Annotated in this window: 16 protein-coding genes; 6 read left to right on the forward strand and 10 right to left on the reverse strand. The window is 64.3% G+C overall.

Annotation, left to right across the window (positions count from 1 at the left end; all coding sequences use genetic code 11):
- Nucleotides 1–46 precede the first annotated feature (46 nt).
- Nucleotides 47–676, reverse strand: a complete 630-nt coding sequence (gene ycaC, locus J5M71_RS23365; RefSeq protein WP_085691498.1) for an isochorismate family cysteine hydrolase YcaC — start codon at nt 674–676, stop codon at nt 47–49.
- A 320-nt stretch (nt 677–996) separates the two neighbouring features.
- Between ycaC and J5M71_RS23370 the strand changes: the two genes are divergently transcribed.
- Nucleotides 997–2,424, forward strand: a complete 1,428-nt coding sequence (locus J5M71_RS23370) for a mechanosensitive ion channel family protein (RefSeq protein WP_207837549.1) — start codon at nt 997–999, stop codon at nt 2,422–2,424.
- A 108-nt stretch (nt 2,425–2,532) separates the two neighbouring features.
- On the opposite strand, the gene J5M71_RS23375 is transcribed toward J5M71_RS23370, so the two are convergent.
- Both J5M71_RS23375 and J5M71_RS23380 read right to left on the reverse strand, forming a co-directional pair.
- Nucleotides 2,533–3,819: an FAD-binding oxidoreductase gene (locus J5M71_RS23375; RefSeq protein WP_207837551.1), complete on the reverse strand. Its 1,287-nt coding sequence runs from the start codon at nt 3,817–3,819 to the stop codon at nt 2,533–2,535.
- 167 nt (nt 3,820–3,986) lie between these two features.
- The gene (locus tag J5M71_RS23380) at nt 3,987–5,477 is read right to left on the reverse strand and encodes an aldehyde dehydrogenase family protein (RefSeq protein ID WP_003253547.1); all 1,491 of its coding nucleotides are present in this window, start codon (nt 5,475–5,477) and stop codon (nt 3,987–3,989) included.
- Between the two features lie 136 nt (nt 5,478–5,613).
- On the opposite strand from J5M71_RS23380, the gene J5M71_RS23385 reads away from it, so the two are divergent.
- A complete protein-coding gene (locus tag J5M71_RS23385; protein ID WP_063912211.1) occupies nt 5,614–6,504 on the forward strand; it encodes a LysR family transcriptional regulator in 891 nt (296 codons plus the stop codon).
- A 184-nt stretch (nt 6,505–6,688) separates the two neighbouring features.
- Nucleotides 6,689–8,083, forward strand: coding sequence for a VOC family protein (locus tag J5M71_RS23390; protein ID WP_207837552.1), 1,395 nt, complete (start codon nt 6,689–6,691; stop codon nt 8,081–8,083).
- 94 nt (nt 8,084–8,177) lie between these two features.
- On the opposite strand, the gene J5M71_RS23395 is transcribed toward J5M71_RS23390, so the two are convergent.
- Complete coding sequence (locus J5M71_RS23395) at nt 8,178–9,104, reverse strand: LysR substrate-binding domain-containing protein (protein WP_063912213.1); 927 nt, start codon at nt 9,102–9,104, stop codon at nt 8,178–8,180.
- Between the two features lie 156 nt (nt 9,105–9,260).
- Between J5M71_RS23395 and J5M71_RS23400 the strand changes: the two genes are divergently transcribed.
- The gene (locus J5M71_RS23400) at nt 9,261–10,649 is read left to right on the forward strand and encodes a NorM family multidrug efflux MATE transporter (RefSeq protein WP_063912214.1); all 1,389 of its coding nucleotides are present in this window, start codon (nt 9,261–9,263) and stop codon (nt 10,647–10,649) included.
- A 100-nt stretch (nt 10,650–10,749) separates the two neighbouring features.
- On the opposite strand, the gene J5M71_RS23405 is transcribed toward J5M71_RS23400, so the two are convergent.
- Nucleotides 10,750–12,417: a bifunctional diguanylate cyclase/phosphodiesterase gene (locus J5M71_RS23405; RefSeq protein WP_063912215.1), complete on the reverse strand. Its 1,668-nt coding sequence runs from the start codon at nt 12,415–12,417 to the stop codon at nt 10,750–10,752.
- Between the two features lie 254 nt (nt 12,418–12,671).
- Here J5M71_RS23405 and rep point away from each other — a divergent pair, with 254 nt between their 5' ends.
- Together rep and J5M71_RS23415 are read left to right on the forward strand one after the other, a co-directional pair.
- Nucleotides 12,672–14,681, forward strand: coding sequence for a DNA helicase Rep (rep, locus tag J5M71_RS23410; RefSeq protein ID WP_063912216.1), 2,010 nt, complete (start codon nt 12,672–12,674; stop codon nt 14,679–14,681).
- Between the two features lie 65 nt (nt 14,682–14,746).
- Complete coding sequence (locus J5M71_RS23415; protein ID WP_003253535.1) at nt 14,747–15,319, forward strand: xanthine phosphoribosyltransferase; 573 nt, start codon at nt 14,747–14,749, stop codon at nt 15,317–15,319.
- Between the two features lie 110 nt (nt 15,320–15,429).
- On the opposite strand, the gene J5M71_RS23420 is transcribed toward J5M71_RS23415, so the two are convergent.
- The 5 genes from J5M71_RS23420 to dadA form a co-directional block, all read right to left on the reverse strand.
- Nucleotides 15,430–17,292, reverse strand: coding sequence for an acetyl-CoA hydrolase/transferase family protein (locus tag J5M71_RS23420; protein WP_207837555.1), 1,863 nt, complete (start codon nt 17,290–17,292; stop codon nt 15,430–15,432).
- 180 nt (nt 17,293–17,472) lie between these two features.
- Nucleotides 17,473–17,877 carry a c-type cytochrome gene (locus J5M71_RS23425; RefSeq protein ID WP_038408395.1) on the reverse strand — a complete coding sequence of 135 codons (405 nt, stop codon included), beginning with the start codon at nt 17,875–17,877 and terminating at the stop codon, nt 17,473–17,475.
- Between the two features lie 154 nt (nt 17,878–18,031).
- Nucleotides 18,032–18,580: a cupin domain-containing protein gene (locus tag J5M71_RS23430; protein ID WP_013974777.1), complete on the reverse strand. Its 549-nt coding sequence runs from the start codon at nt 18,578–18,580 to the stop codon at nt 18,032–18,034.
- A 109-nt stretch (nt 18,581–18,689) separates the two neighbouring features.
- The gene (alr, locus tag J5M71_RS23435) at nt 18,690–19,763 is read right to left on the reverse strand and encodes an alanine racemase (protein ID WP_063912218.1); all 1,074 of its coding nucleotides are present in this window, start codon (nt 19,761–19,763) and stop codon (nt 18,690–18,692) included.
- Nucleotides 19,764–19,910: 147 nt separating this feature from the next.
- Complete coding sequence (gene dadA, locus J5M71_RS23440; protein WP_063912219.1) at nt 19,911–21,215, reverse strand: D-amino acid dehydrogenase; 1,305 nt, start codon at nt 21,213–21,215, stop codon at nt 19,911–19,913.
- Between the last annotated feature and the right edge of the window lie 27 nt (nt 21,216–21,242).

The following is a 21,242-nucleotide window of genomic DNA, read 5'->3' on the forward strand; positions in this document are numbered from 1 at the left end:
TGTGCTGCCTTGGCGGGCACCGGTTTGCGGTGCCCGCGCATCAGGCTTACTTGTTGGCGTTGAAAGCGTTGTAGCTGGTGATCAGGTTGCGGTAGTCCGGGATGTGGTTGGAGCACAGCGCGGCCAGCCCTTCGATGTCGTTGCGCCAGTCGCGGTGCAGCTCACAGGCCACGCCGAACCAGGTCATCAGTTGTGCGCCGGCCTGGCTCATGCGGTCGTGGGCGGCGTCGCGGGTCATCGCGTTGAAGGTGCCGGAGGCATCAGTGACCACGAACACTTCGAACTCTTCCTCCAGGGCCGACAGCGCCGGGAAGGCTACGCACACTTCAGTCACCACGCCGGCGATGATCAGTTGCTTCTTGCCGGTGGCCTTCACCGCCTTGACGAAGTCTTCGTTGTCCCAGGCGTTGATCTGGCCTGGGCGGGCGATGTACGGGGCGTCCGGGAACAGGGCTTTCAGCTCTGGTACCAGCGGGCCGTTGGGGCCTTGCTCGAAGCTGGTGGTGAGGATGGTCGGCAGGTTGAAGAACTTGGCCAGGTCGGCCAGGGCCAGCACGTTGTTCTTGAACGCGTCCGGCTCGATGTCACGGACCAGGGACAGCAGGCCAGCCTGGTGGTCGACCAGCAGGACAGCGGCGTCGTCTTTGTTCAGGCGGTTGTATTTGAAGTTGGTCATGGTCGTTGCTCCCAAGGGTTTTGATTTTTTCAGTAAGTGGGGTGTTTCGCGTTGATGGGAGAAGATTAAAACCATGACCTTTTTGGCGGTAGATAGCAGTTTTTGGCTCTAGCGTTCTGTTTTATGAACGATGGTTTTGTGTGGGCTGTACCGGCCCTTTCGCGGCTAAAGCCGCTCCCACAGGGATTGCGCTGGATTTGAATCGTGCGCAGTACCTGTGGGAGCGGCTTTAGCCGCGAAGAGGCCGGCACAGGCCCCATTGCCTGCCCGGCCAACCTGCTCTATTACTACCCACAGCCCTCCCCTTACCCGAGACCACCATGCTGGCGTTCATCCAGTCATACCCGTTGCTGCTCGGCACTGCCCTGATCCTGCTCGACCTTGTGCTCTGGCAACTGATACCTCTACAGCAGCGGGCCTGGCGCATAGGCGCGCGGCTGGTGCTGTTCCTGCTGTTCAGCTCGGTGCTGGTGGCCGCCGGCATGAGCCCGCTGCAACCGCCACCCTGGCCCGATGATGTCTCGCGCAACCTGATTGCCACGGTACTGGCGATAGGCTGGTGGCTGTTCGGTGCGCGCACGGTGACGGTGGTGTTCGGCCTGTTGCTGGGTGCCCGTGGCAGCCACGGCGGGCGTTTGCTGCAGGATGTGCTGGGCGCGCTGATCTTCCTGGCTGCCGTGGTCGCTGCCGCAGGCTATGTATTGCAGTTGCCGGTGAAGGGCCTGCTGGCCACGTCGGGGGTAATGGCCATCGTCATCGGCCTGGCGCTGCAGAGCACACTGGCCGACGTATTCAGTGGCATCATCCTGAACACCACGCGGCCGTATCAGATTGGCGACTCGATCTCCATCGACGGCACCGACGGCAAGGTGCTGGAAATCGACTGGCGCGCCACCCGCCTGCTCACCAGCACCGGCAGCCTGGCGGTAATCCCCAACTCGGTGGCGGCCAAGGCCCGGCTGCTCAACCACAGCCGCCCGGCCGATGTGCACGGGGTGTCGATCAGCGTGGTGGTGCCGGCCAAGGTGCGGCCCAAGCGGGTGTTCGATGCGCTGGAAAAGGCCTTGCAAGGCGTGAGTGCCATTCTTGCAACACCAAAACCAAAGGTGACGGTGAAAGCCTCGACGCTGGAGTCCGTGGAGTACGAAGCCAGCGGTTACGTGGCCGATGCGGGCGCCAAAGGCGACGCGCGCAACCAGTTGTTCGACCTGGCCCACCGCCACCTGGAGGCCAGCGGGGTGATGTGGAACGCCGACCTGGCCATGCCTCCGCGCAGCCGCCAGCGCGAGGTGCTGGACGAGGTGCGGGTGTTCCGCTCGCTGAGCAGTGAAGAGCGCGATGCGCTGAGCCAGCGCATGACGACCGTGGAATACCTGGCGGACCAGGTGATTCTGGGCGTGGGCGAGCATTCCGATCATTTGCTGGTGATTGGCAGCGGGGTGGTTTCGGCGTCGATCCGCGATGGCGACAAACTGGTCGAGGCCGGGCGCATGGGGCCAGGCGAGGTGCTGGGGATCGAGGGGATCGTCGACGAGGAGGACTCGCTGGCCGAGTTCCGCACGCTGACCGGTTGCGTGCTGTATCGGATCGACAAGGAACAGGTGAAGAGCTGCCTGGTGCAACGCGGCGATGTGCAGACGGCATTGAGCAAGTTGCAGCGGTTCCGGCGTCAGAACCGGGAGTCGTTGTTGCTGCAAAAACCGGTTTCGATCAAGAAAGGCGGCTTCCTCAGCTGGTTGCACAAGTAAGCCTGTGCTGGCCCCTTCGCGGGTAAACCCGCTCCCACAGAGACCGCGCACACTCAGAACGCTGCGCAGTACCTGTAGGAGCGGGTTTACCCGCGAAGAGGCCAGTACTTACAACACAACTCTCAAACATTGCCCCGCGTGGTACAGCGAGAACCCGGACTCATAGAACGCCGTCCGCAGCGAGGGCGCACTCACGCCCTTCATCGGCGAAAACGGAATCGGCAGGCTGCTCGCCTCCCCCTTCAGCAAGAACTCGGCAAACGCCCGGCCAATCACGGTCCCGGTGGTATTACCCCGCCCGTTGTACCCGGTCACCGCCACCAGCCCCGGCGCCGGCTCGAACAGCCGCATCAGGTGGTCGGGGGTGAAGTCGATGCAGCCGGTCCAGTGCATTTCCCACTCGACCTTGCCCAACTCGGGGTAGTAGTGGCTCTGGATCCGGTCGGCCCAGCTGCGCACGAACCACGCCGGCTTGTTGTCGACCCGGCCCAGGCTGCCGAGCAGCAGGCGGCCCTGGTCGTCGCGACGGATGCTGCTGAGCACGGTGCGGGTGTCCCACGAGCCTTGGCCATGGGGCAGCACCTTGTCGGCTGCAGCGCCCTGCAACGGCTTGGACGCCACCTGGTAGTAATAGCCACGGAAGAACTGCTTCTGCAGGTTGCTCCAGTCGCCTTCGGTATAGGCGCCGGTGGAAATCACCACCTTCTCGGCGCGCACCGAACCGCGTGCGGTCTTCACCCGCCAGGCATCGCCGTCACGCTCCAGGCCTTCGACCGAAGACTGCTGGAACAGCTTGCCGCCCAGGCGCGCCACCGCTGCGGCCAGGCCTTGGGTGTAGCCCATGGGGTTGATGGTGCCGGCGCGGCGGTCGAGCAGCGCGGCGGAAATCTTGTCGGTGCCGCAGTATTCCTGGCACTGGGCGCCGGTCAACAGCTCCACGTCGGCACCACGGCGACGCCATTGTTCGTGGCGAGCCTCGAGGTCGGCGATACCGGTGGCGTTGTGCGCCATGTGCAGCGTGCCTTTGTGCTGGGCCTGGCAATCGATGCCAAGGCGTTCGATCATGGCGAACACTTCAGCCGGCGCTTCACCGAGGACCTTGTTCAGGCGGCTGCCCTGCTGCTGGCCGAGAGTGGCCTCGACATCGTCGGGGCGGATCCAGGTGCCGGCGTTGACCAGGCCGACGTTGCGCCCGGAGCCACCGTGCCCGATCTTCCAGGCCTCCAGCAGGATCACCGACTTGCCCTGTTCGAGCAGGTGGATGGCCGCCGACAGGCCGGTAATGCCGCCACCGATCACGCAGACATCGGCCTTGTGCTCACCGGCCAGGGCCTGGGCGGCGACGGTCGGTTTGCTGACGAATTCCCACAAGCATTCTTGACGCAGTTCGGACATGGCCCGGCTCCAGCAATTTGTTCTTGTTTGGGGCCGTTGTGCGACCCATTCGCGGGTAAACCCGCTCCCACAGGTGCATCACAGGTTTCGAAAACTGTGTTGTACCTGTGGGAGCGGGTTTACCCGCGAACCGGGGGCCAGGCCCCCGGCCATGCAGCATCAGCCGATCAGTCGAACACGATACCCTGCGCCAGCGGCAGCTCGCGCGAGTAGTTCACGGTGTTGGTCTGGCGACGCATGTAGCCTTTCCAGGCATCCGAACCGGACTCACGGCCACCGCCAGTCTCCTTCTCGCCACCGAACGCACCGCCGATCTCGGCGCCGCTGGTACCGATGTTGACGTTGGCGATGCCGCAGTCGCTGCCCGAGGCGCTCTGGAAGCGTTCGGCTTCACGGATGTCGGTGGTGAAGATGCACGACGACAGACCTTGTGGCACTTCGTTGTTCAGGCGCAGGGCCTCTTCGAAGTCGTCGTAGGCCAGCACGTACAGGATCGGGGCGAAGGTTTCGTGGCGCACCACGTCGCTCTGCGCCGGCATTTCGGCAATGGCAGGCGACACGTAGTAGGCGTTCGGGTACTGGTCGGCCAGCTGACGCTCGCCACCAAACACCTGGCCACCTTCGTCGCGGGCCTTGGCCAGCGCGCCCTGCATGGCGTCGAACGACTGCTTGTCGATCAGTGGGCCCACCAGGTTGTCCTTGCGTGGGTCGCCGATGCGCACCTTGCCGTAGGCGGCTTTGACGCGGGCAACCACTTCGTCCTTGATCGAGCGGTGCACGATCAGGCGGCGCAGGGTGGTGCAACGCTGGCCGGCGGTGCCGACTGCAGAGAACAGGATGCCGCGCACGGCCAGGTCAAGGTCGGCGCTCGGGGCCAGGATCATGGCGTTGTTGCCGCCCAGCTCGAGGATGCTGCGACCGAAGCGGGCAGCCACACGTGGGCCGACTTCGCGCCCCATGCGGGTGCTACCGGTGGCGCTGACCAGTGGGACGCGCGGGTCGTCGACCATCGCTTCGCCAGCTTCACGGCCGCCAATCACCAGTTGTGCCAGGCCAGCCGGGGCATCGCCGAAGGCTTTCAGGGCTTTTTCGAACAGCGCCTGGCAGGCCAGGGCGGTCAGCGGGGTCTTCTCGGACGGCTTCCACACCACGGAGTTACCGGCGACCAGGGCCAGGGCGGTGTTCCAGGCCCAGACGGCGACCGGGAAGTTGAAGGCGCTGATCACGCCGACCACGCCCAGCGGGTGCCAGGTTTCACGCATGTGGTGGCCAGGGCGCTCGGAAGCGATGGTCAGGCCGTACAGCTGGCGCGACAGGCCAACGGCGAAGTCGCAGATGTCGATCATTTCCTGCACTTCGCCCAGGCCTTCCTGGGTGATCTTGCCGGCTTCGATCGATACCAGCTCGCCGAGGTCGGCCTTGTGCTCACGCAGCACTTCGCCGAACAGGCGCACCAGCTCGCCACGGCGCGGGGCCGGCACGCTGCGCCAGGCTTCGAAGGCGCTCTGGGCCTGATCGATGCGGGCGATGGTCTCGGCCTTGCCGAGCAGTTTCACCGAGGCGATCTGGCTGCCGTCGATCGGCGTGTGAACAGGGTAGTCGCCCTGGGTGTAAGCCTCGGCGGCAACGCCAAGGCGCTCGAGCAATCCAGCAACCATTTGTGCTTCTCCTACATCGGGTGATGGGGTGGAAAAATGATGTGGATCAGTATTAATCCGATCACATAGGTACAACAAACGACCTTTATTCCGCATATCATTCCGTCAGGTAATGATTTGAGCCGCAGAGACCGCTATGTCCAAACGCCTGGTGCCCTCCATGACCGCCCTGCAGTGCTTTGAAGCTGCAGCCCGCCATTTGAGCTTTACCCGAGCCGCCGAAGAGCTGCACCTGACCCAGAGTGCGGTCAGCAAGCAGGTGGCGCAGCTTGAAGACATGTTGCGCCACCACCTGTTCCTGCGTATCCGCCGCCGCCTGCAGCTGACGCCGGCGGGCAGCCTGTACCTGGCCGAGGTCAACAAGATCCTCACCCAGGTCGACATGTCCAGCCGCTACGTGCTCACCTACGGCGAGCAGACCGAGATACTGAAGGTAGCCACTCAACCGAGTTTTGGCGTGCGCTGGTTGATCCCGCACCTCAAGGGCTTTGGCAAGCGCCACGGCAACATCCACCTGGACATCCGCAACGAGATGGAGCCGTTCGCCCTGCTGCAGGGCTCGGCGGACGTGGTGTTCTTCTATGGCCAGGGCACCTGGCCGGGGGCCACCTGCGTGGAACTGTTCCGTGAAGAGGTGGTGCCGGTATGTGCACCGGAGCTGCTGGCCGGGCGTGAACTGAACGATGCCGGGGAGCTGGCCGAACTGGTGCTGCTACAGAGCACCTCGCGGCCCGAGGCCTGGCACGAGTGGTTCCTGGAATTGGGCTTGCAGAGCGTCAGCGCCTACCACGGGCCGCGCTTCGATACGTTCTATATGGCCTTGAGCGCGGCGCAGGCCGGGTGCGGGGTGGCGTTGGTGCCGCGCTACCTGGCGGCGAAGGAGTTGGCCGAGGGGAGTTTGGTGGTACCTTGGAACCATGCGATGCGCAGTGCCGGGGCGCATTACCTGGCGTATGCCGAGCATGCGGCGGAGGTGCCCAAGGTAAGGGCATTGGTGGAGTGGATTCGCGAGCAGCTTCAGGCTTGATGGCCTCTTCGCGGGTGAACCCGCTCCCACAGGTATCGCGCAAGGCCTGAGCCCTGTGAGGTACCCGCGAAAGGGCCCTTGAGGTCGATCAAAAAAGGAATGACACACTCACTTTTTTTCGCTTGTGAGCCAAGTGCATTCCCAGCTTTCATGTAAGCGTCCGAACCCAACCAGGAAGCTAGCGATGCCCGCCAACGATTTCGTCAGCCCCGACAGCATCCGCGCGCAGTTCTCTGCCGCCATGTCGCTCATGTACAAACAGGAAGTGCCCCTGTACGGCACGCTGCTGGAGCTGGTGAGCGAAATCAACCAGCAAGTCATGGCCCAGCAACCCGAGGTTGCCGAGGCCCTGCGCTGGACCGGCGAAATCGAGCGGCTGGACCAGGAGCGCCATGGTGCCATCCGCGTCGGCACCGCCGCAGAGCTGGCCACCATCGCCCGGCTGTTCGCGGTCATGGGCATGCAGCCGGTCGGCTACTACGACCTCAGCTCCGCCGGCGTGCCGGTGCATTCCACCGCCTTCCGCGCGGTGCACGAGCAGTCGCTGCACGTCAGCCCGTTCCGCGTATTCACCTCGCTGCTGCGCCTGGAGCTGATCGACAACCCGCAGCTGCGCCAGCTGGCCGAAAGCATCCTGGCCAAGCGCCAGATCTTCACCGCCCGCGCCCTCGAACTGATCGCCCAGTGCGAGCGCGATGGCGGCCTGAACGCCGTCGATGCCGAGGCGTTCGTGCAGGAAGCGCTGCACACCTTCCGCTGGCACCATGACGCCACCGTCACTGCCGAGCAGTACCAGCAGTTGCACGACCAGCACCGCCTGATCGCCGATGTGGTGGCCTTCAAGGGCCCGCACATCAACCACCTGACCCCGCGCACCCTGGACATCGATGCAATCCAGCTCGGCATGCCGGCCAAAGGCATCCCGCCGAAGGCCGTGGTCGAAGGTCCGCCCACCCGCCGTCACCCGATCCTGCTGCGCCAGACCAGCTTCAAGGCCCTGCAGGAAAAGGTTGCGTTCAGCGACCAGCAGGGCAGCGAAGGCAGCCATACCGCGCGCTTCGGCGAAATCGAGCAACGCGGCGCGGCACTGACGCCGAAAGGTCGCCAGCTGTACGACAAGCTGCTCGACGCCACCCGCGCCGCCCTGGGTGGCGCCCCGGCCGAGGCCAATGCCGAACGCTACATGGCGTTGTTGAAGGACACCTTTGCCGAATTCCCGGATGACCTGGCGCAGATGCGTGAACAGGGCCTGGCCTACTTCCGCTACTTCGCCACCGAAAAAGGCCTGGCCGCGCGCGACCAGGATGACCGCCCGACCACACTGGAGGGGCTGATCGAGGCTGGCCATGTGCACTTCGAGGCGCTGGTGTACGAGGACTTCCTGCCGGTGAGCGCGGCGGGGATCTTCCAGTCCAACCTGGGTGACGATGCGCAGGCCGAGTACGGCAGCAACGCCAACCGCGACGCGTTCGAAGAGGCGCTGGGGCTGCAGGTACAGGATGAACTGGCGTTGTATGCACAGAGTGAGCGCCGGTCGCTGCAGGCGTGTGCACAGGCTCTGAATCTGGGCTCGATGTAAGGCATTGCGGCCTCTTCGCGGGTAAACCCGCTCCCACAGGCCTACGCTTGACCTGTGGGAGCGGGTTTACCGGCGAAGAGGCCGGTACAAGCGATCAGAGGGGCGGCAGAATCTGCACATCCGGCAAATCCATCGCCGCCACCTCCTCTTCCAGAAACGCGCTCAAACGCCGCAACCGCTCGCCCCCTGGCCGAGTGCGCGGCCACACCAGGTAATAATCCATCCCGCTGGGCACCGCCGTCGGCCACGGCAGGCTCAAGCGCCCCTGTGCCACATCCTCGGCCACCATCAGCAAATCGCCCATGGAAATGCCATAGCCACGCGCCGCGGCAATCATGCCCAGCTCCAGGGTGTCGAACACCTGCCCGCCCTTGAGCGAAACCTTGTCACTCAGCCCCATGCGCTCCAGCCACTCCCGCCAGTCGCGCTTGTCCACCGTGGGGTGCAGCAACTCGATGCAGGCCAGCCGGCGCTCGTCCCAGGGTTCCTCGTCGAGCAGGTCTGGCGCACCCACGGGGATCAGCAACTCCGGGAACAACTTGCGCACTTCCCAGTCCGGCGGGAACACGCCGTCGCTGAGCAACACCGCGCAATCGAACGGTTCCTGGTTGAAGTCCACATGGTCGACATCCATCCAGGCGCTGGTCAGCTGCACTTCATTGCCAGGCTGCAAATGGCGAAAGCGGCTCAGACGCGCCAGCAACCAGCGCATGGTCAGGGTCGAGGGGGCCTTCATGCGCAGGATGTCATCTTCACCGCGCAAGGTATCGCAAGCCCGCTCCAGCGCGGCAAAGCCTTCGCGCACACCGGGCAGCAGCACCCGCGCCGCTTCGGTCAGTTGCAGGCTGCGGCCGCTGCGCACGAACAGGCGGCAGGCAAAGTGCTCCTCCAGCGTGCGGATATGCCGGCTGACCGCGCTCTGGGTGATCGACAGCTCTTCGCCGGCACGGGTGAAGGAGCTTAGCCGCGCGGCGGCTTCGAATGCGCGCAGGGCATACAGCGGGGGGAGCTGACGGGACATGAGGTACCTGCCATAAGGGGCTGTGGAGCGAATCACCGGAAAGCATATATGCATGAGTCAGACTCATGCCAATGATCGCTTTTATCCTTTTGTGCAAAGTTGACCAAAGCCTCAGAATCGCCCTTCGTTGATCACCCCAGGAAAAGGACTGCCCCCATGCATGTCGCGCCCACCACAGAACTCAAGGCTTTGCTGCGCCTGGCCGGGCCGCTGATCGCCTCGCAGTTGGCGCACATGCTGATGGTGCTGACCGATACCTTGATGATGGCCCGCATCAGCCCGCAAGCCCTGGCTGGCGGCGGCCTGGGCGCGGCGAGCTACTCGTTCGTGTCGATCTTCTGCCTGGGCGTGATCGCGGCGGTCGGCACCCTGGTGGCGATTCGCAAGGGCGCCAACGACATCGACGGTGCCACCCGCCTGGCACAGGGCGGCCTGTGGCTGGCCTGGGGCCTGGCGCTGTTCGCTGCGCTGGTGCTGTGGAACCTGGAGCCGGTACTGCTGCTGTTCGGGCAAAAGCCCGAGAACGTTGCTTCGGCCGCCGAATTCCTCACCCTGCTGCCACTGGCCCTGCCCGGCTACCTGACCTTCATGGCCTTGCGCGGTTTCACCAGCGCGCTGGGCCGCTCGACCCCGGTGATGGTCATCAGCCTGGTCGGCACGGTGCTTAACTACCTGTTCAACGTAGCGTTGATCGAAGGCATGTTCGGCCTGCCCAAGCTGGGCCTGATGGGCATCGGCCTGGTCACCGCGGTGGTGTCGATGGGCATGGCCATTGCCCTGGCGCTGTATATCCGCTGGCACCCGGCCTATGCCGCCTACCCGCTGCGCAAGGGCCTGTCGCGCCCGTCGTTGCCGGCCCTGCGCGAGCTGTGGCGGCTGGGCCTGCCGATTGGCGGCACCTACATGGTGGAAGTCGGCCTGTTCGCCTTCGCTGCGCTGTGCATGGGCGTGCTGGGCAGTACCGAGCTGGCGGCGCACCAGATCGCCCTGCAGATCGTCTCCACGGCGTTCATGGTGCCGACCGGGTTGTCGTATGCGGTGACCATGCGCGTGGGGCTGTACTACGGCGCCGGCAACCTGCTGGCAGCGCGCAGCGCCGGGCGGGTGGGCATCGGCTTCGGGGCGATGATCATGTTTGCCTTCGCCGCGCTGTTCTGGCTGCTGCCCGATACGCTGGTGGGGCTGTTCATCGACCGTGACGACCCGGCATTTGCGGCGATCTTCCAGCTGGCGGTGCAGTTGCTGATGGTGGCGGCGTGGTTCGAGCTGTTCGATGGCATGCAGACGATTGCGATGGGCTCGATCCGTGGGCTGAAGGATGCCAAGACCACCTTCCTGATCGGGCTGGTGTGCTACTGGCTGGTGGGGGCGCCGAGTGCCTGGCTGTTCACCTTCAACCTGGGCGGTGGTGCGGTCGGAGTGTGGTGGGGGCTGGCGTTGGGGTTGGCGTGTGCGGCGGTGGCGCTGACCTTTGGCTTTGAGTGGCGCATGAAGCGGCTTTTGGGTAAGGCCGGGATGGGTGGCGCGGCTACGGCTTCGGCCTGACTTGCGGGCCTCTTCGCGGGTAAACCCGCTCCCACAGGGACTGCGCAGGGTCTGAATCCTGTGCAAAGCCTGTGGGAGCGGGTTCACCCGCGAAAGGGCCCTAAAGGGCTGCGCCCAACTGGCAGCCGGTCGCCTGCAGCAAGAACTCCATCAACTCCCCCACCGGCAGCGGCTTGCTGACCAGGAAGCCTTGAACCTGGTCACAGCCAAACCCGCGCAACAACGCCATTTGCTCTTCACTCTCCACCCCTTCGGCCACCACTTCGAGGTTGAGGTTGTGCGCCAGGTTGATCATGGCGTGTACCAGCTTGCGGTTCTCCTCGCGCATTTCCATTTCCGCGACAAAGCTGCGGTCCACCTTGAGCAAGGTGATCGGCAGGCTGTTCAGGTGCACGAACGAAGAAAACCCGGTACCGAAATCATCGAGCGAGAAGCGCACGCCCAGGCGCCCCAGGGCGTCCATGGTCTGGCGCACCAGCTCGTTGCGGCGCATCACCGCCGTTTCGGTCAGCTCGAACTCCAGCCAGCGGGCATCCACGCCATGCTCGAGAATCAGGCGGCTCAAGGTCGCCAGCAGCTGGCTGTCCTGGAACTGGCGGAAGCTCAGGTTGACCGCCATGTGCAGCGGCTCCAGGCCGCGCTCGCACAGCGCCTGCATGTCATGCAGGGCGCGGGAAATCACCCAGTAGCCCAGCGGCACGATCAGGCCGCTCTGCTCGGCCAGCGGCACGAACTCGCTGGGCGGCAACAGGCCGCGCTCGGCATGCCGCCAGCGCACCAGCGCCTCGAGGCCGACGATACGCCCGTCGGCCAGGTTCAACCGCGGCTGGTAATGCAGCTCCAGCTCGTCACGGCGCAGGGCGCGGCGCAGTTCGCTTTCCAGGTCGGCCAGGCTACGGGCATTGCGGTTGATGCGTTCGTTGAACACATGGAAGGTGCAACCCTGGCTGCCCTTGGCCTGGCGCATGGCGATGTGCGCGTGCCACATCAGCGGGTCGGCGCCACCCTGGGCGCGGGCATGGGCCAGGCCCAGGCTGCAGCCCAGCAGCAGGCTTTCGCCGTCGATCCAGTAGGGCTCGGCCAACGCCTCGACAATCCGCTCGGCAATCCATTCGGCACGGTTGGGGTCGCGCCGGGTGTCGATCAGCAGGGCAAACTCGTCGCTGCCCAGCCGCGCCAGCTGGTCGCCCGCCTCCAGTTGCTGCTTCAGGCGTGCCACCACCTGCAGGATCAGGCGGTCGCCGCTCTGGTGGCCGAGGGCATCGTTGACATGGCGGAAGTTGTCCAGGTCCAGATGGCCGAGGGCAAGGCCGCGGCCGTCGTTCTCGGCCAGGCGCGCGGTCAGCAAGGCCTGGAAACCCTGGCGGTTGGCGATACCGGTCAGCGGGTCCTGCTCGGCCAGACGCTGCAAGGTGGCCACCAGCACACCGCGCTCGCGCACATGGCGCAGCGAGCGGCGCAAGGTGTCGGCATTGAGCTGGTCATGCACCAGCCAGTCACTGACGGCGCTGGGCGCTACCTGGGGCTCATGGTCGAGCAGCAGGATGGTCGGCAACTCGCAGCGCCCGGGCGCCGGTTGCAGGGCCGGGGTTGCCAGCACGACAGCCTGGCGGTCCTGGTTGAACAGGCTGTCGACCGCCTCCCAGTTTGGCGCCGTCAGCAGCACGGCGCTGCCACCCAGGGCAGGCATGCACGCGCGTAGCAGCGCGGCCCATTCCGGCTCATCGGCCAACAGCAGCAAACGCAATGGTTCGACAGGCGTGGACAAGCGGGCTCCTTAGGGCTTCACGGTGCAACGGAAACTGCCAGGTATGCTACTGCATTAATGGAAATGATTTTCACTTTAATACATGTTTTTACGGGCGTAGCATCCCGACGTATTTTGTCGTGCATCCTGCGCGAAACTGCGCCAGCCGGCAAATCCCGTTTACATATTTGACTCAGACGTCAGACGGTCGCGCCACAACCGCCCCATGCCTGTTAGAATGCGCGGCTATTTTCTGGCGACCCCCGGTTTCTAGCATGTCCCGACTCAATCCCCGGCAGCAAGAAGCCCGTGACTATGTCGGCGGCCCTCTTTTGGTGCTCGCCGGTGCAGGCTCGGGCAAGACCAGCGTGATCACGCGCAAGATTGCCCACCTCATCCAGAACTGCGGCATCCGTGCCCAGTACATCGTGGCGATGACCTTTACCAACAAGGCCGCACGCGAGATGAAGGAACGGGTCGGCACCCTGCTGCGTCCGGGGGAAGGCCGTGGCCTGACAGTGTGCACCTTCCACAACCTGGGCCTGAACATCATCCGCAGGGAGCACGAGCGCCTGGGCTACAAGCCGGGCTTCTCGATCTTCGACGAGTCCGACATCAAGGCGTTGCTGTCGGACATCATGCAGAAGGAATACTCCGGCGACGACGGCATCGACGAGATCAAGAACATGATCGGTGCCTGGAAGAACGACCTGATCCTGCCCGCAGAGGCCCTGGAGAAGGCGCGCAACCCGCGCGAGCAGACCGCCGCCATCGTCTACACCCACTACCAGCGCACGCTCAAGGCGTTCAACGCGGTGGATTTCGACGACCTGATCCTGCTGCCGGTCAAGCTGTTCCAGGAGCACCCCGATGTGCTGGAACGCTGGCAGAACCGCGTGCGCTACCTGCTGGTGGACGAATACCAGGACACCAACGCCAGCCAGTACCTGCTGGTGAAGATGCTGATCGGCATGCGCAACCAGTTCACCGTGGTGGGTGACGACGACCAGTCGATCTACGCCTGGCGTGGCGCCCGGCCGGAAAACCTGATGCTGCTCAAGGAGGACTACCCCTCCCTGAAAGTGGTGATGCTGGAGCAGAACTACCGCTCCACCAGCCGCATCCTGCGCTGCGCCAACGTGCTGATCGCCAACAACCCGCACGCGTTCGAGAAGCAGCTGTGGAGCGAGATGGGCGTGGGCGACGAGATCCGCGTCATCCGCTGCAAGAACGAGGAAGCCGAGGCCGAACGCGTGGCCATGGAAATCCTCACCCTGCACCTGCGCACCAACCGCCCGTACAGCGACTTTGCCATCCTCTACCGCGGCAACTACCAGGCCAAGCTGATCGAACTGAAGCTGCAGCACCACCAGGTGCCGTATCGCCTGTCGGGCGGCAACAGCTTCTTCGGCCGCCAGGAGGTCAAGGACCTGATGGCCTACCTGCGCCTGCTGGTAAACCCGGACGATGACAACGCCTACCTGCGGGTTATCAACGTGCCACGTCGGGAAATCGGCTCCACCACCCTGGAAAAGCTCGGCAACTACGCCACCGAGCGCAAGATTTCGATGTACGCCGCCAGCGAGGAACTGGGCCTCGGTGAGCACCTGGACGCCCGCTACACCGAGCGTTTGCAGCGCTTCAAGCACTGGCTGGACGGGGTGCGCCACAAGGTCGCCCTGGAAGACCCGATTGCCGCGCTGCACGAGATGATCCGCGATATCGACTACGAGAACTGGATCCGCCAGCAGACCGCCAGCGACAAGGCTGCGGAGTTTCGCATCAGCAACGTCTGGTTCCTGGTCGAAGCGCTGAAGAACACCCTCGAAAAGGACGAAGAGGGTGACATGACCATCGAGGACGCCATCGGCAAGCTGGTGCTGCGCGACATGCTCGAGCGCCAGCAGGAAGAGGAAGAGAACGCCGAAGGTGTGCAGATGATGACCCTGCATGCCTCCAAGGGCCTGGAGTTCCCCTACGTGTTCATCATGGGCATGGAAGAGGAAATTCTCCCGCACCGCTCCAGCATCGAGGCCGACACCATCGAAGAGGAACGCCGCCTGGCCTACGTGGGCATCACCCGCGCGCGCCAGACCCTGGCCTTCACCTTCGCCGCCAAGCGCAAGCAGTACGGAGAAATCATCGACTGCACGCCCAGCCGGTTCCTCGATGAACTGCCACCGGAAGACCTGGCCTGGGAAGGCCTGGACGATGCGCCGGTCGAGGTAAAGGCCGCACGGGGCAACAACGCCCTGGCCGATATCCGGGCAATGCTCAAACGCTGATCAACCATTACTCTTTAAATTTGCCGCCATTTGCGGCCACCTTTGTTACATCGAGGAATACCACAGTGGAAGCACTGCATCAGAAGATTCGCGAAGAAGGCATCGTGCTTTCCGATCAGGTTCTCAAAGTCGACGCGTTTCTCAACCACCAGATCGACCCTGCGCTGATGCAGCTGATCGGTGACGAGTTCGCCCGCCTGTTCGCGGACGCGGGCGTGACCAAGATCGTCACCATCGAAGCCTCGGGCATTGCCCCGGCGGTGATGACTGGCCTGAAGCTGGGCGTGCCGGTGATCTTCGCCCGCAAGCACCAGTCGCTGACCCTGACCGAGAACCTGCTGACCGCCTCGGTATACTCCTTCACCAAGCAGACCGAGAACACCGTGGCCATCTCGCCACGTCACCTCAACAGCAGCGACCGCGTACTGGTGATCGACGACTTCCTGGCCAACGGCAAGGCGTCGCAGGCGCTGATCTCGATCATCAAGCAAGCCGGCGCTACCGTGGCCGGCCTGGGTATCGTGATCGAGAAGTCGTTCCAGGGCGGCCGTGCCGAGCTGGACAGCCAGGGCTACCGCGTTGAATCGCTGGCCCGGGTGAAGTCGCTGGAAGGTGGTGTGGTGTCCTTCATCGAATAAGGCCGCTACGCGATCTCTGTGGGAGCGGGTTTACCCGCGAAGGCGATTTGGGATGCGCCATCGCATTCGCGGGTAAACCCGCTCCCACAGGGGACAGTATGTCCGAGCGCTTATTTTGCAGCCTGTAAGCCCGCCAGCAGCAACCGCTGGTAAAGCTCTTCCTTCAGCCCCTGCGGCTGGTCCAGCTGCATCCGCGCAAGGTGCCTCGCATAGCCCTCCGGCCCCGGCGCATCCAGCGCTGCCTTGCCCAGCTCCAGCACCTCGCTCAGCTTGAACTTGCTCTTCAGCCAGTTCAGCGCCCGCAGCAAATCCCGTTCTTCAGCCGTAAAGTCCGTGCCCAGCGGATACTCCGGGAACAACCGCAAGTGCCGCGCCCTGATCGCCTCCAGCCGCTGCGGCGTGTTGTCGGTAAAGCGCGCCTCCAGTTGAAAATCCCTGGCCAGCTTGCCGGCGTCCTTGGCCTGCTCGATCAGCCCCTGCTGGAACCGCGAATCGCATACCGCCAGCAACCGCGCAATCACCTCACTGTCGGTCTGCCCACGCAGGTCGGCGATGCCGTACTCGGTCACCACGATATCGCGCAGGTGCCGGGGGATGGTGCAATGGCCATAGTTCCAGAACAGGTTCGAGGTTACCTCCCCGCCCGCCTCACGCCAGCTGCGCAGCAGCAGGATCGAACGCCCGCCCTCCAGCGCATGGCCTTGGGCGACGAAGTTGTACTGCCCGCCCACGCCACTGAGTACCCGGCCATCCTCCAGCTGGTCGGCCACCCCGGCGCCAAGCAGGGTCATGCCGAACACGGTGTTGATGAAGCGCGCATCGCGGCGTTGGCGACGCTTGAGTTCCTCCTGCCCGTACAGCTCGTTGATGAAGCTGATACGCGTCATGGCAAACCGTGCGCGCTGTTCCAGCGGCATGTCGCGCAAGCGCTGGTAGAACGCCTGGGGGCCGAGGAAGAAGCCGCCATGCAGCACTGCTGCCCCCTGCTCATCCGCCGGGCGCCGCAACAGGCCGGCATCGGCCAACGCCAGCAGGCCGTTGACGAACATTTCGCTGCAGCCGTACAGGCCCTGGGCGAAGGTATCCAGGCCTCCTTCCCGTTCGATCAGCGCTTGCCACGGGCCGATATCCAGCGCGTCGAGCACGGCACGATAGCCGGCGTTGTCGCCCTGGCGCGCCAGCAGTGCAGCAGTTAGCGCGTCACCCATGGCGCCAATGCCTATCTGCAGGGTGCCGCCATCGTGTACCAGGCTGCTGGCGTGCAGGCCGATGCAATGGTCCTGGGTGTTGACCGGCATGTTCGGCGTGGAGAACAGGCGGCGTTGCTCGGCTGTATCGATCAGCAGGTCGAACGCATCGATGGGTAGCTCGGCGTCACCCGGCATGTAAGGCAGTTCGGCATGCACCTGACCGAGCATGAGGATGGTTTCGCCGGCGGCGCGACGCTTGGCGATCATCGGCAGCAGGTCGAGGGTGATGTCAGGGTTGCAGGCCAGGCTCAGGTGCACGGGCCTCTCGGGGGTGGCGGCCACCAGCTGCGCGACCAGGTTCAGGCCCTTGGCGTTGATGTCGCGCGCGGCGTGGCTGTAGTTGCTGCTGATGTAGCCCTGCTGGGCCGACACGCTGTGCAGCAGGCTGCCGGGCTGCATGAAGAACTGTTCCACACGGATGTTCGGCGGCAGGCTGTCGTTGCGCAGGTCGGCGAGGTAGGTGAGTTCTTCGTAATCGGCGAAAACGCGCTCGACGAAGGGCTCCAGAAAGCGCCGCTGCAGGCCATCGCCCAGTGATGGGCGGCCGAGGGACAGGGCGGTGTAGATGGTCAGTTGCCGCTCGGGAAGCTCGCGTACGCGGGCATAGAGGGCGTTGACGAAGGCATTGGGCTTGCCCAGGCCCAGCGGCAGGCCCATGTGGATGTGGGCTGGCAGGCGCGACAGGACTTGCTCGACGGCCTGGTCGATGGAGCAGAGGTGCATCGGGGCCTCCTGAGACATCCATGGGTTCAGGGGTTGGACATGGGCTTTGGTGGGTTGGTTGCCTGTGCGAGTCTTGTGCTGTACCTGTGGGAGCGGCTTTAGCCGCGAAAGGGCCGGCACAGGCACCACAAAAAACAAAGCCCGCCATCAATGGCGGGCCTCATGCAATTCAGCTGTCTCTCACAGCCCGGACATCTTCTTGATCGCCCCTTTCAGGTCGTCATCCGAGCAATCCGCGCAGGTGCCTTTCGGCGGCATGGCGTTGATGCCGGTAATGGCCTTGGCCAGGATGCCATCCAGGCCGCCCTGGTGGTCGGCGCGTTCCTTCCACGCTGCGGTATCGCCAATCTTCGGCGCGCCGAGCAGGCCGGAGCCATGGCAGGCATTGCAGTGCTTGGCGATGATCTCGTCCGGCGTCTTGGCACCACCGCCACCTGCGGCAGCGGCCACTTCCATGCCCTTGCACTCCTGGCCCTGGACGCACACCTGGCCAACCGGCTCCAGGCGCTTGGCGATGTCATCATTGGTCGCAGCGGTTGCGCTCATTGCCCAGAGGGCGAATACGGCTGCTGGTACGGCCAGCATCTTCTTGATTTGGTTCACGCGAACACCCTCATGGTGGCTAATCACGCTCGCGGCCACGGATCGGCGAGCGTTGAAAAGTATAGCGGGAACCCAGAGGCCGTGAAACGACCCTACACGGGAAAGGGGTATTGCCGAATCAATGCACTGCGCTGGATCAAAAGTTTGAAGGCGTCGCCGCACTGATCAACCGCGCCGGCCGGTCGAACGGGTTGCGAAAGCGGTGCGGGCGGGTGCTTTCGAAGTAGTAGCTGTCGCCCTCTTCAAGGATGAAGATCTCGTTGCCGACCACCAGCTCCAGGCGGCCTTCAAGCAGGATGCCGGTTTCTTCGCCGTCGTGGGTCAGCATTTCGGCCCCCGTGTCGGCACCCGGTGGATACACCTCGGTGAGAAAGGCGATGGCACGATTGGGGTGCGACTTGCCGACCAGCTTCATGGTCACCGCACCGTCGGAGATGTCGATCAGCTCATGGGCTTTGTAGACGATCTGCGTGGGGCTTTCAGGTTCCAGCTCGACCGAGAAGAACTCGACCATGGACATGGGAATGCCGCTCAGCACCTTGCGCAGCGAGCTGATCGACGGGCTCACGCTGTTCTTCTCGATCATCGAGATGGTGCTGTTGGTCACGCCGGCACGCTTGGCGAGTTCACGCTGGGACAGGCCCTTGAGCTTGCGGATGGCTTGCAGTCGTTCGCCGACGTCCAAAGCTGGAGCCTCCTGAAACGGTGGAAAAGGGGGTGGATGTGAACGATATCATGGCAATGCCGTTCAGTATTTACAACACACCGCCCTTCAACCTGTCCGCTTCAGCGTGTCATTCGCCGATGTAGTCCCGCGGTACCCGCTTGAGGTTGCAGAAAATCTGGTAGGGAATGGTACCCGCGTGCGCGGCCACTTCGCTGGCCAGCACATGCTTGCCCCACAGTTCGACCGGGCTGCCGACGGTGGCTTCCGGCACATCGGTCAGGTCGATGCTGAGCATGTCCATCGACACCCGGCCGATCAGTTGGGTGCGCTTGCCGGCGACCAGCACCGGAGTACCGTTGGGCGCCTGCCGCGGGTAGCCATCGGCATAGCCCATGGCGACCACGCCAACGCGAGTTGGCCGTGGGCTGACGAACTTGGCGCCATAGCCCACCGGTTCGCCGGCGGGCAGTTCGCGCACGCTGATCACCCGCGATTGCAGGGTCATCACCGGCTGCAGGCGTTCGGCCTCGGCCTGGGCCACTTCGAACGGTGTGGCACCGTACAGCATCAGGCCCGGGCGCACCCAGTCGCTGGGGGCCTGCGGCCAGCCCAGCACGCCTGGCGAGTTGCGCAGGCTGCACTCGGCGGCCAGGCCTTGGCGGGCGGCTTCGAACACGGCGATCTGCTGGGCGGTGGCGTCGGCATCCAGCTCGTCGGCGCGGGCGAAGTGGCTCATCAGCACGATGCGCACGACCTTGCCGCTGGCCAGCAGGCGCTGGTAGGCCTCGTGGTAGTCCTTGGGGTGCAGGCCGACACGGTGCATGCCGCTGTCGAGCTTGAGCCAGACGGTGAGCGGCTTGTGCACCTGGGTCTTTTCGATTGCTTCCAGCTGCCACAGCGAGTGCACCACGCACCACAGGTCGTGCTCGGCAATCAGGGCCAGTTCGCTGGCTTCGAAGAAACCTTCGAGTAGCAGTACCGGGGCCTTGATACCGGCGGCACGCAGCTCCAGCGCTTCTTCGATGCAGGCCACGGCAAAGCCGTCGGCTTCGGCCTCCAGGGCCAGGGCACAGCGCACGGCACCGTGGCCGTAGGCGTCAGCCTTGATCACGGCGAGGGCTTTGGCACCGGTCAGTTCACGGGCCAGACGGTAGTTGTGGCGCAGGGCCTGGAGGTCGATCAGGGCGCGGGCGGGACGCATGGCGGCATGCCTTATGGTGGTTCGGGTTGAAATCGGTTTTGGGTCTTTCGCGGCTGAAGCCGCTCCCACAGGGGACCACACAATGTCCGGGAACATACGATCCCTGTGGGAGCGGCTTTAGCCGCGAAGAGGCCGGTACAGGCAGACTTACTGCTGGTGAGCCGGCGCAGTCTGCCCGTGCTTGGCCACTTCCGGGCTGTTGCCATAACGGGAAATGTCCAGGCCTTCGGCACTGATCTGCGGCTTCTTGCGCGCAATCAGGTCGGCCAGCAGGCGACCGGAGCCACACGCCATGGTCCAGCCCAAAGTGCCGTGACCGGTGTTCAGGAACAGGTTGCGGAACGCCGTGGCACCGACGATCGGGGTACCGTCCGGGGTCGCCGGGCGCAGGCCGGTCCAGAAGCTTGCTTGGCTCAGGTCACCGCCGCGAGGATAAAGGTCGTTGACGATCATCTCCAGCGTTTCGCGCCGACGCGGGTTCAGCGACAGGTCAAAACCGGCGATTTCAGCCATGCCGCCGACGCGGATGCGGTTGTCGAAACGGGTGATCGCTACCTTGTAGGTCTCGTCGAGAATGGTCGAGGTCGGGGCCATGTCGCCGTTGGTGATCGGCACGGTCAGCGAGTACCCCTTCAGCGGGTACACCGGGGCCTTGATGCCCAGCGGCTTGAGCATCTGCGGCGAGTAGCTGCCCAGTGCCAGCACGTAACGGTCGGCGGTTTCCAGCTTGCCGTCGATCCACACACCATTGATGCGGTCACCCGCGAAGTCCAGGCGCTGGATGTCCTGGCCGAAGCGGAACTCCACGCCCAGCTTCACGGCCATTTCGGCCAGCTTGGTGGTGAACAGCTGGCAGTCGCCAGTCTGGTCGTTGGGCAGGCGCAGGGCGCCGGCCAGGATGTCCTTGACGCCAGCCAGGGCCGGTTCGACGCGGGCAATGCCGTCGCGGTCGAGCAGCTCGTAAGGCACGCCGGACTGTTCCAGCACGGCAATGTCCTTGGCCGCGGCATCTACCTGGGCTTGGGTACGGAACAGCTGGGTAGTTCCCAGGCTGCGGTTTTCGTAGGCAATACCGGTTTCGGCGCGCAGCTCGTCGAGGCAGTCACGGCTGTACTCGGACAGGCGCACCATGCGCTCCTTGTTCACCGCGTAACGGCTGGCGGTGCAGTTGCGCAGCATCTGTGCCATCCACAGGTACTGGTCAACGTCGCCGGTGAGCTTGATGGCCAGGGGCGCGTGGCGCTCCAGCAGCCACTTGATGGCCTTCAGCGGCACGCCAGGGGCGGCCCAGGGCGAGGCATAGCCGGGCGAGATCTGGCCGGCGTTGGCAAAGCTGGTTTCCATGGCCACCGCCGGCTGGCGATCGACCACCGTTACTTCGAAACCTTGCCGGGCCAGATAGTAGGCACTGGCGGTTCCGATCACACCGCTACCAAGTACCAGAACTCGCATCGTTTTATCCCTCGCACGCGGCGCGCC

The sequence above is a fragment of the Pseudomonas sp. 43(2021) genome (assembly GCF_017490805.1).
In the GTDB taxonomy this organism is placed as follows: Bacteria; Pseudomonadota; Gammaproteobacteria; order Pseudomonadales; family Pseudomonadaceae; genus Aquipseudomonas.

Bases quoted from the DNA above. Each gene is read 5' to 3' on its own strand.
- ycaC (WP_085691498.1), bottom strand. From the start codon at position 676: ATGACCAACTTCAAATACAACCGCCTGAACAAAGACGACGCCGCTGTC.
- J5M71_RS23370 (WP_207837549.1), top strand. From the start codon at position 997: ATGCTGGCGTTCATCCAGTCATACCCGTTGCTGCTCGGCACTGCCCTG.
- J5M71_RS23375 (WP_207837551.1), bottom strand. From the start codon at position 3,819: ATGTCCGAACTGCGTCAAGAATGCTTGTGGGAATTCGTCAGCAAACCG.
- J5M71_RS23380 (WP_003253547.1), bottom strand. From the start codon at position 5,477: ATGGTTGCTGGATTGCTCGAGCGCCTTGGCGTTGCCGCCGAGGCTTAC.
- J5M71_RS23385 (WP_063912211.1), top strand. From the start codon at position 5,614: ATGTCCAAACGCCTGGTGCCCTCCATGACCGCCCTGCAGTGCTTTGAA.
- J5M71_RS23390 (WP_207837552.1), top strand. From the start codon at position 6,689: ATGCCCGCCAACGATTTCGTCAGCCCCGACAGCATCCGCGCGCAGTTC.
- J5M71_RS23395 (WP_063912213.1), bottom strand. From the start codon at position 9,104: ATGTCCCGTCAGCTCCCCCCGCTGTATGCCCTGCGCGCATTCGAAGCC.
- J5M71_RS23400 (WP_063912214.1), top strand. From the start codon at position 9,261: ATGCATGTCGCGCCCACCACAGAACTCAAGGCTTTGCTGCGCCTGGCC.
- rep (WP_063912216.1), top strand. From the start codon at position 12,672: ATGTCCCGACTCAATCCCCGGCAGCAAGAAGCCCGTGACTATGTCGGC.
- J5M71_RS23420 (WP_207837555.1), bottom strand. From the start codon at position 17,292: ATGCACCTCTGCTCCATCGACCAGGCCGTCGAGCAAGTCCTGTCGCGC.
- J5M71_RS23425 (WP_038408395.1), bottom strand. From the start codon at position 17,877: ATGCTGGCCGTACCAGCAGCCGTATTCGCCCTCTGGGCAATGAGCGCA.
- alr (WP_063912218.1), bottom strand. From the start codon at position 19,763: ATGCGTCCCGCCCGCGCCCTGATCGACCTCCAGGCCCTGCGCCACAAC.
- dadA (WP_063912219.1), bottom strand. From the start codon at position 21,215: ATGCGAGTTCTGGTACTTGGTAGCGGTGTGATCGGAACCGCCAGTGCC.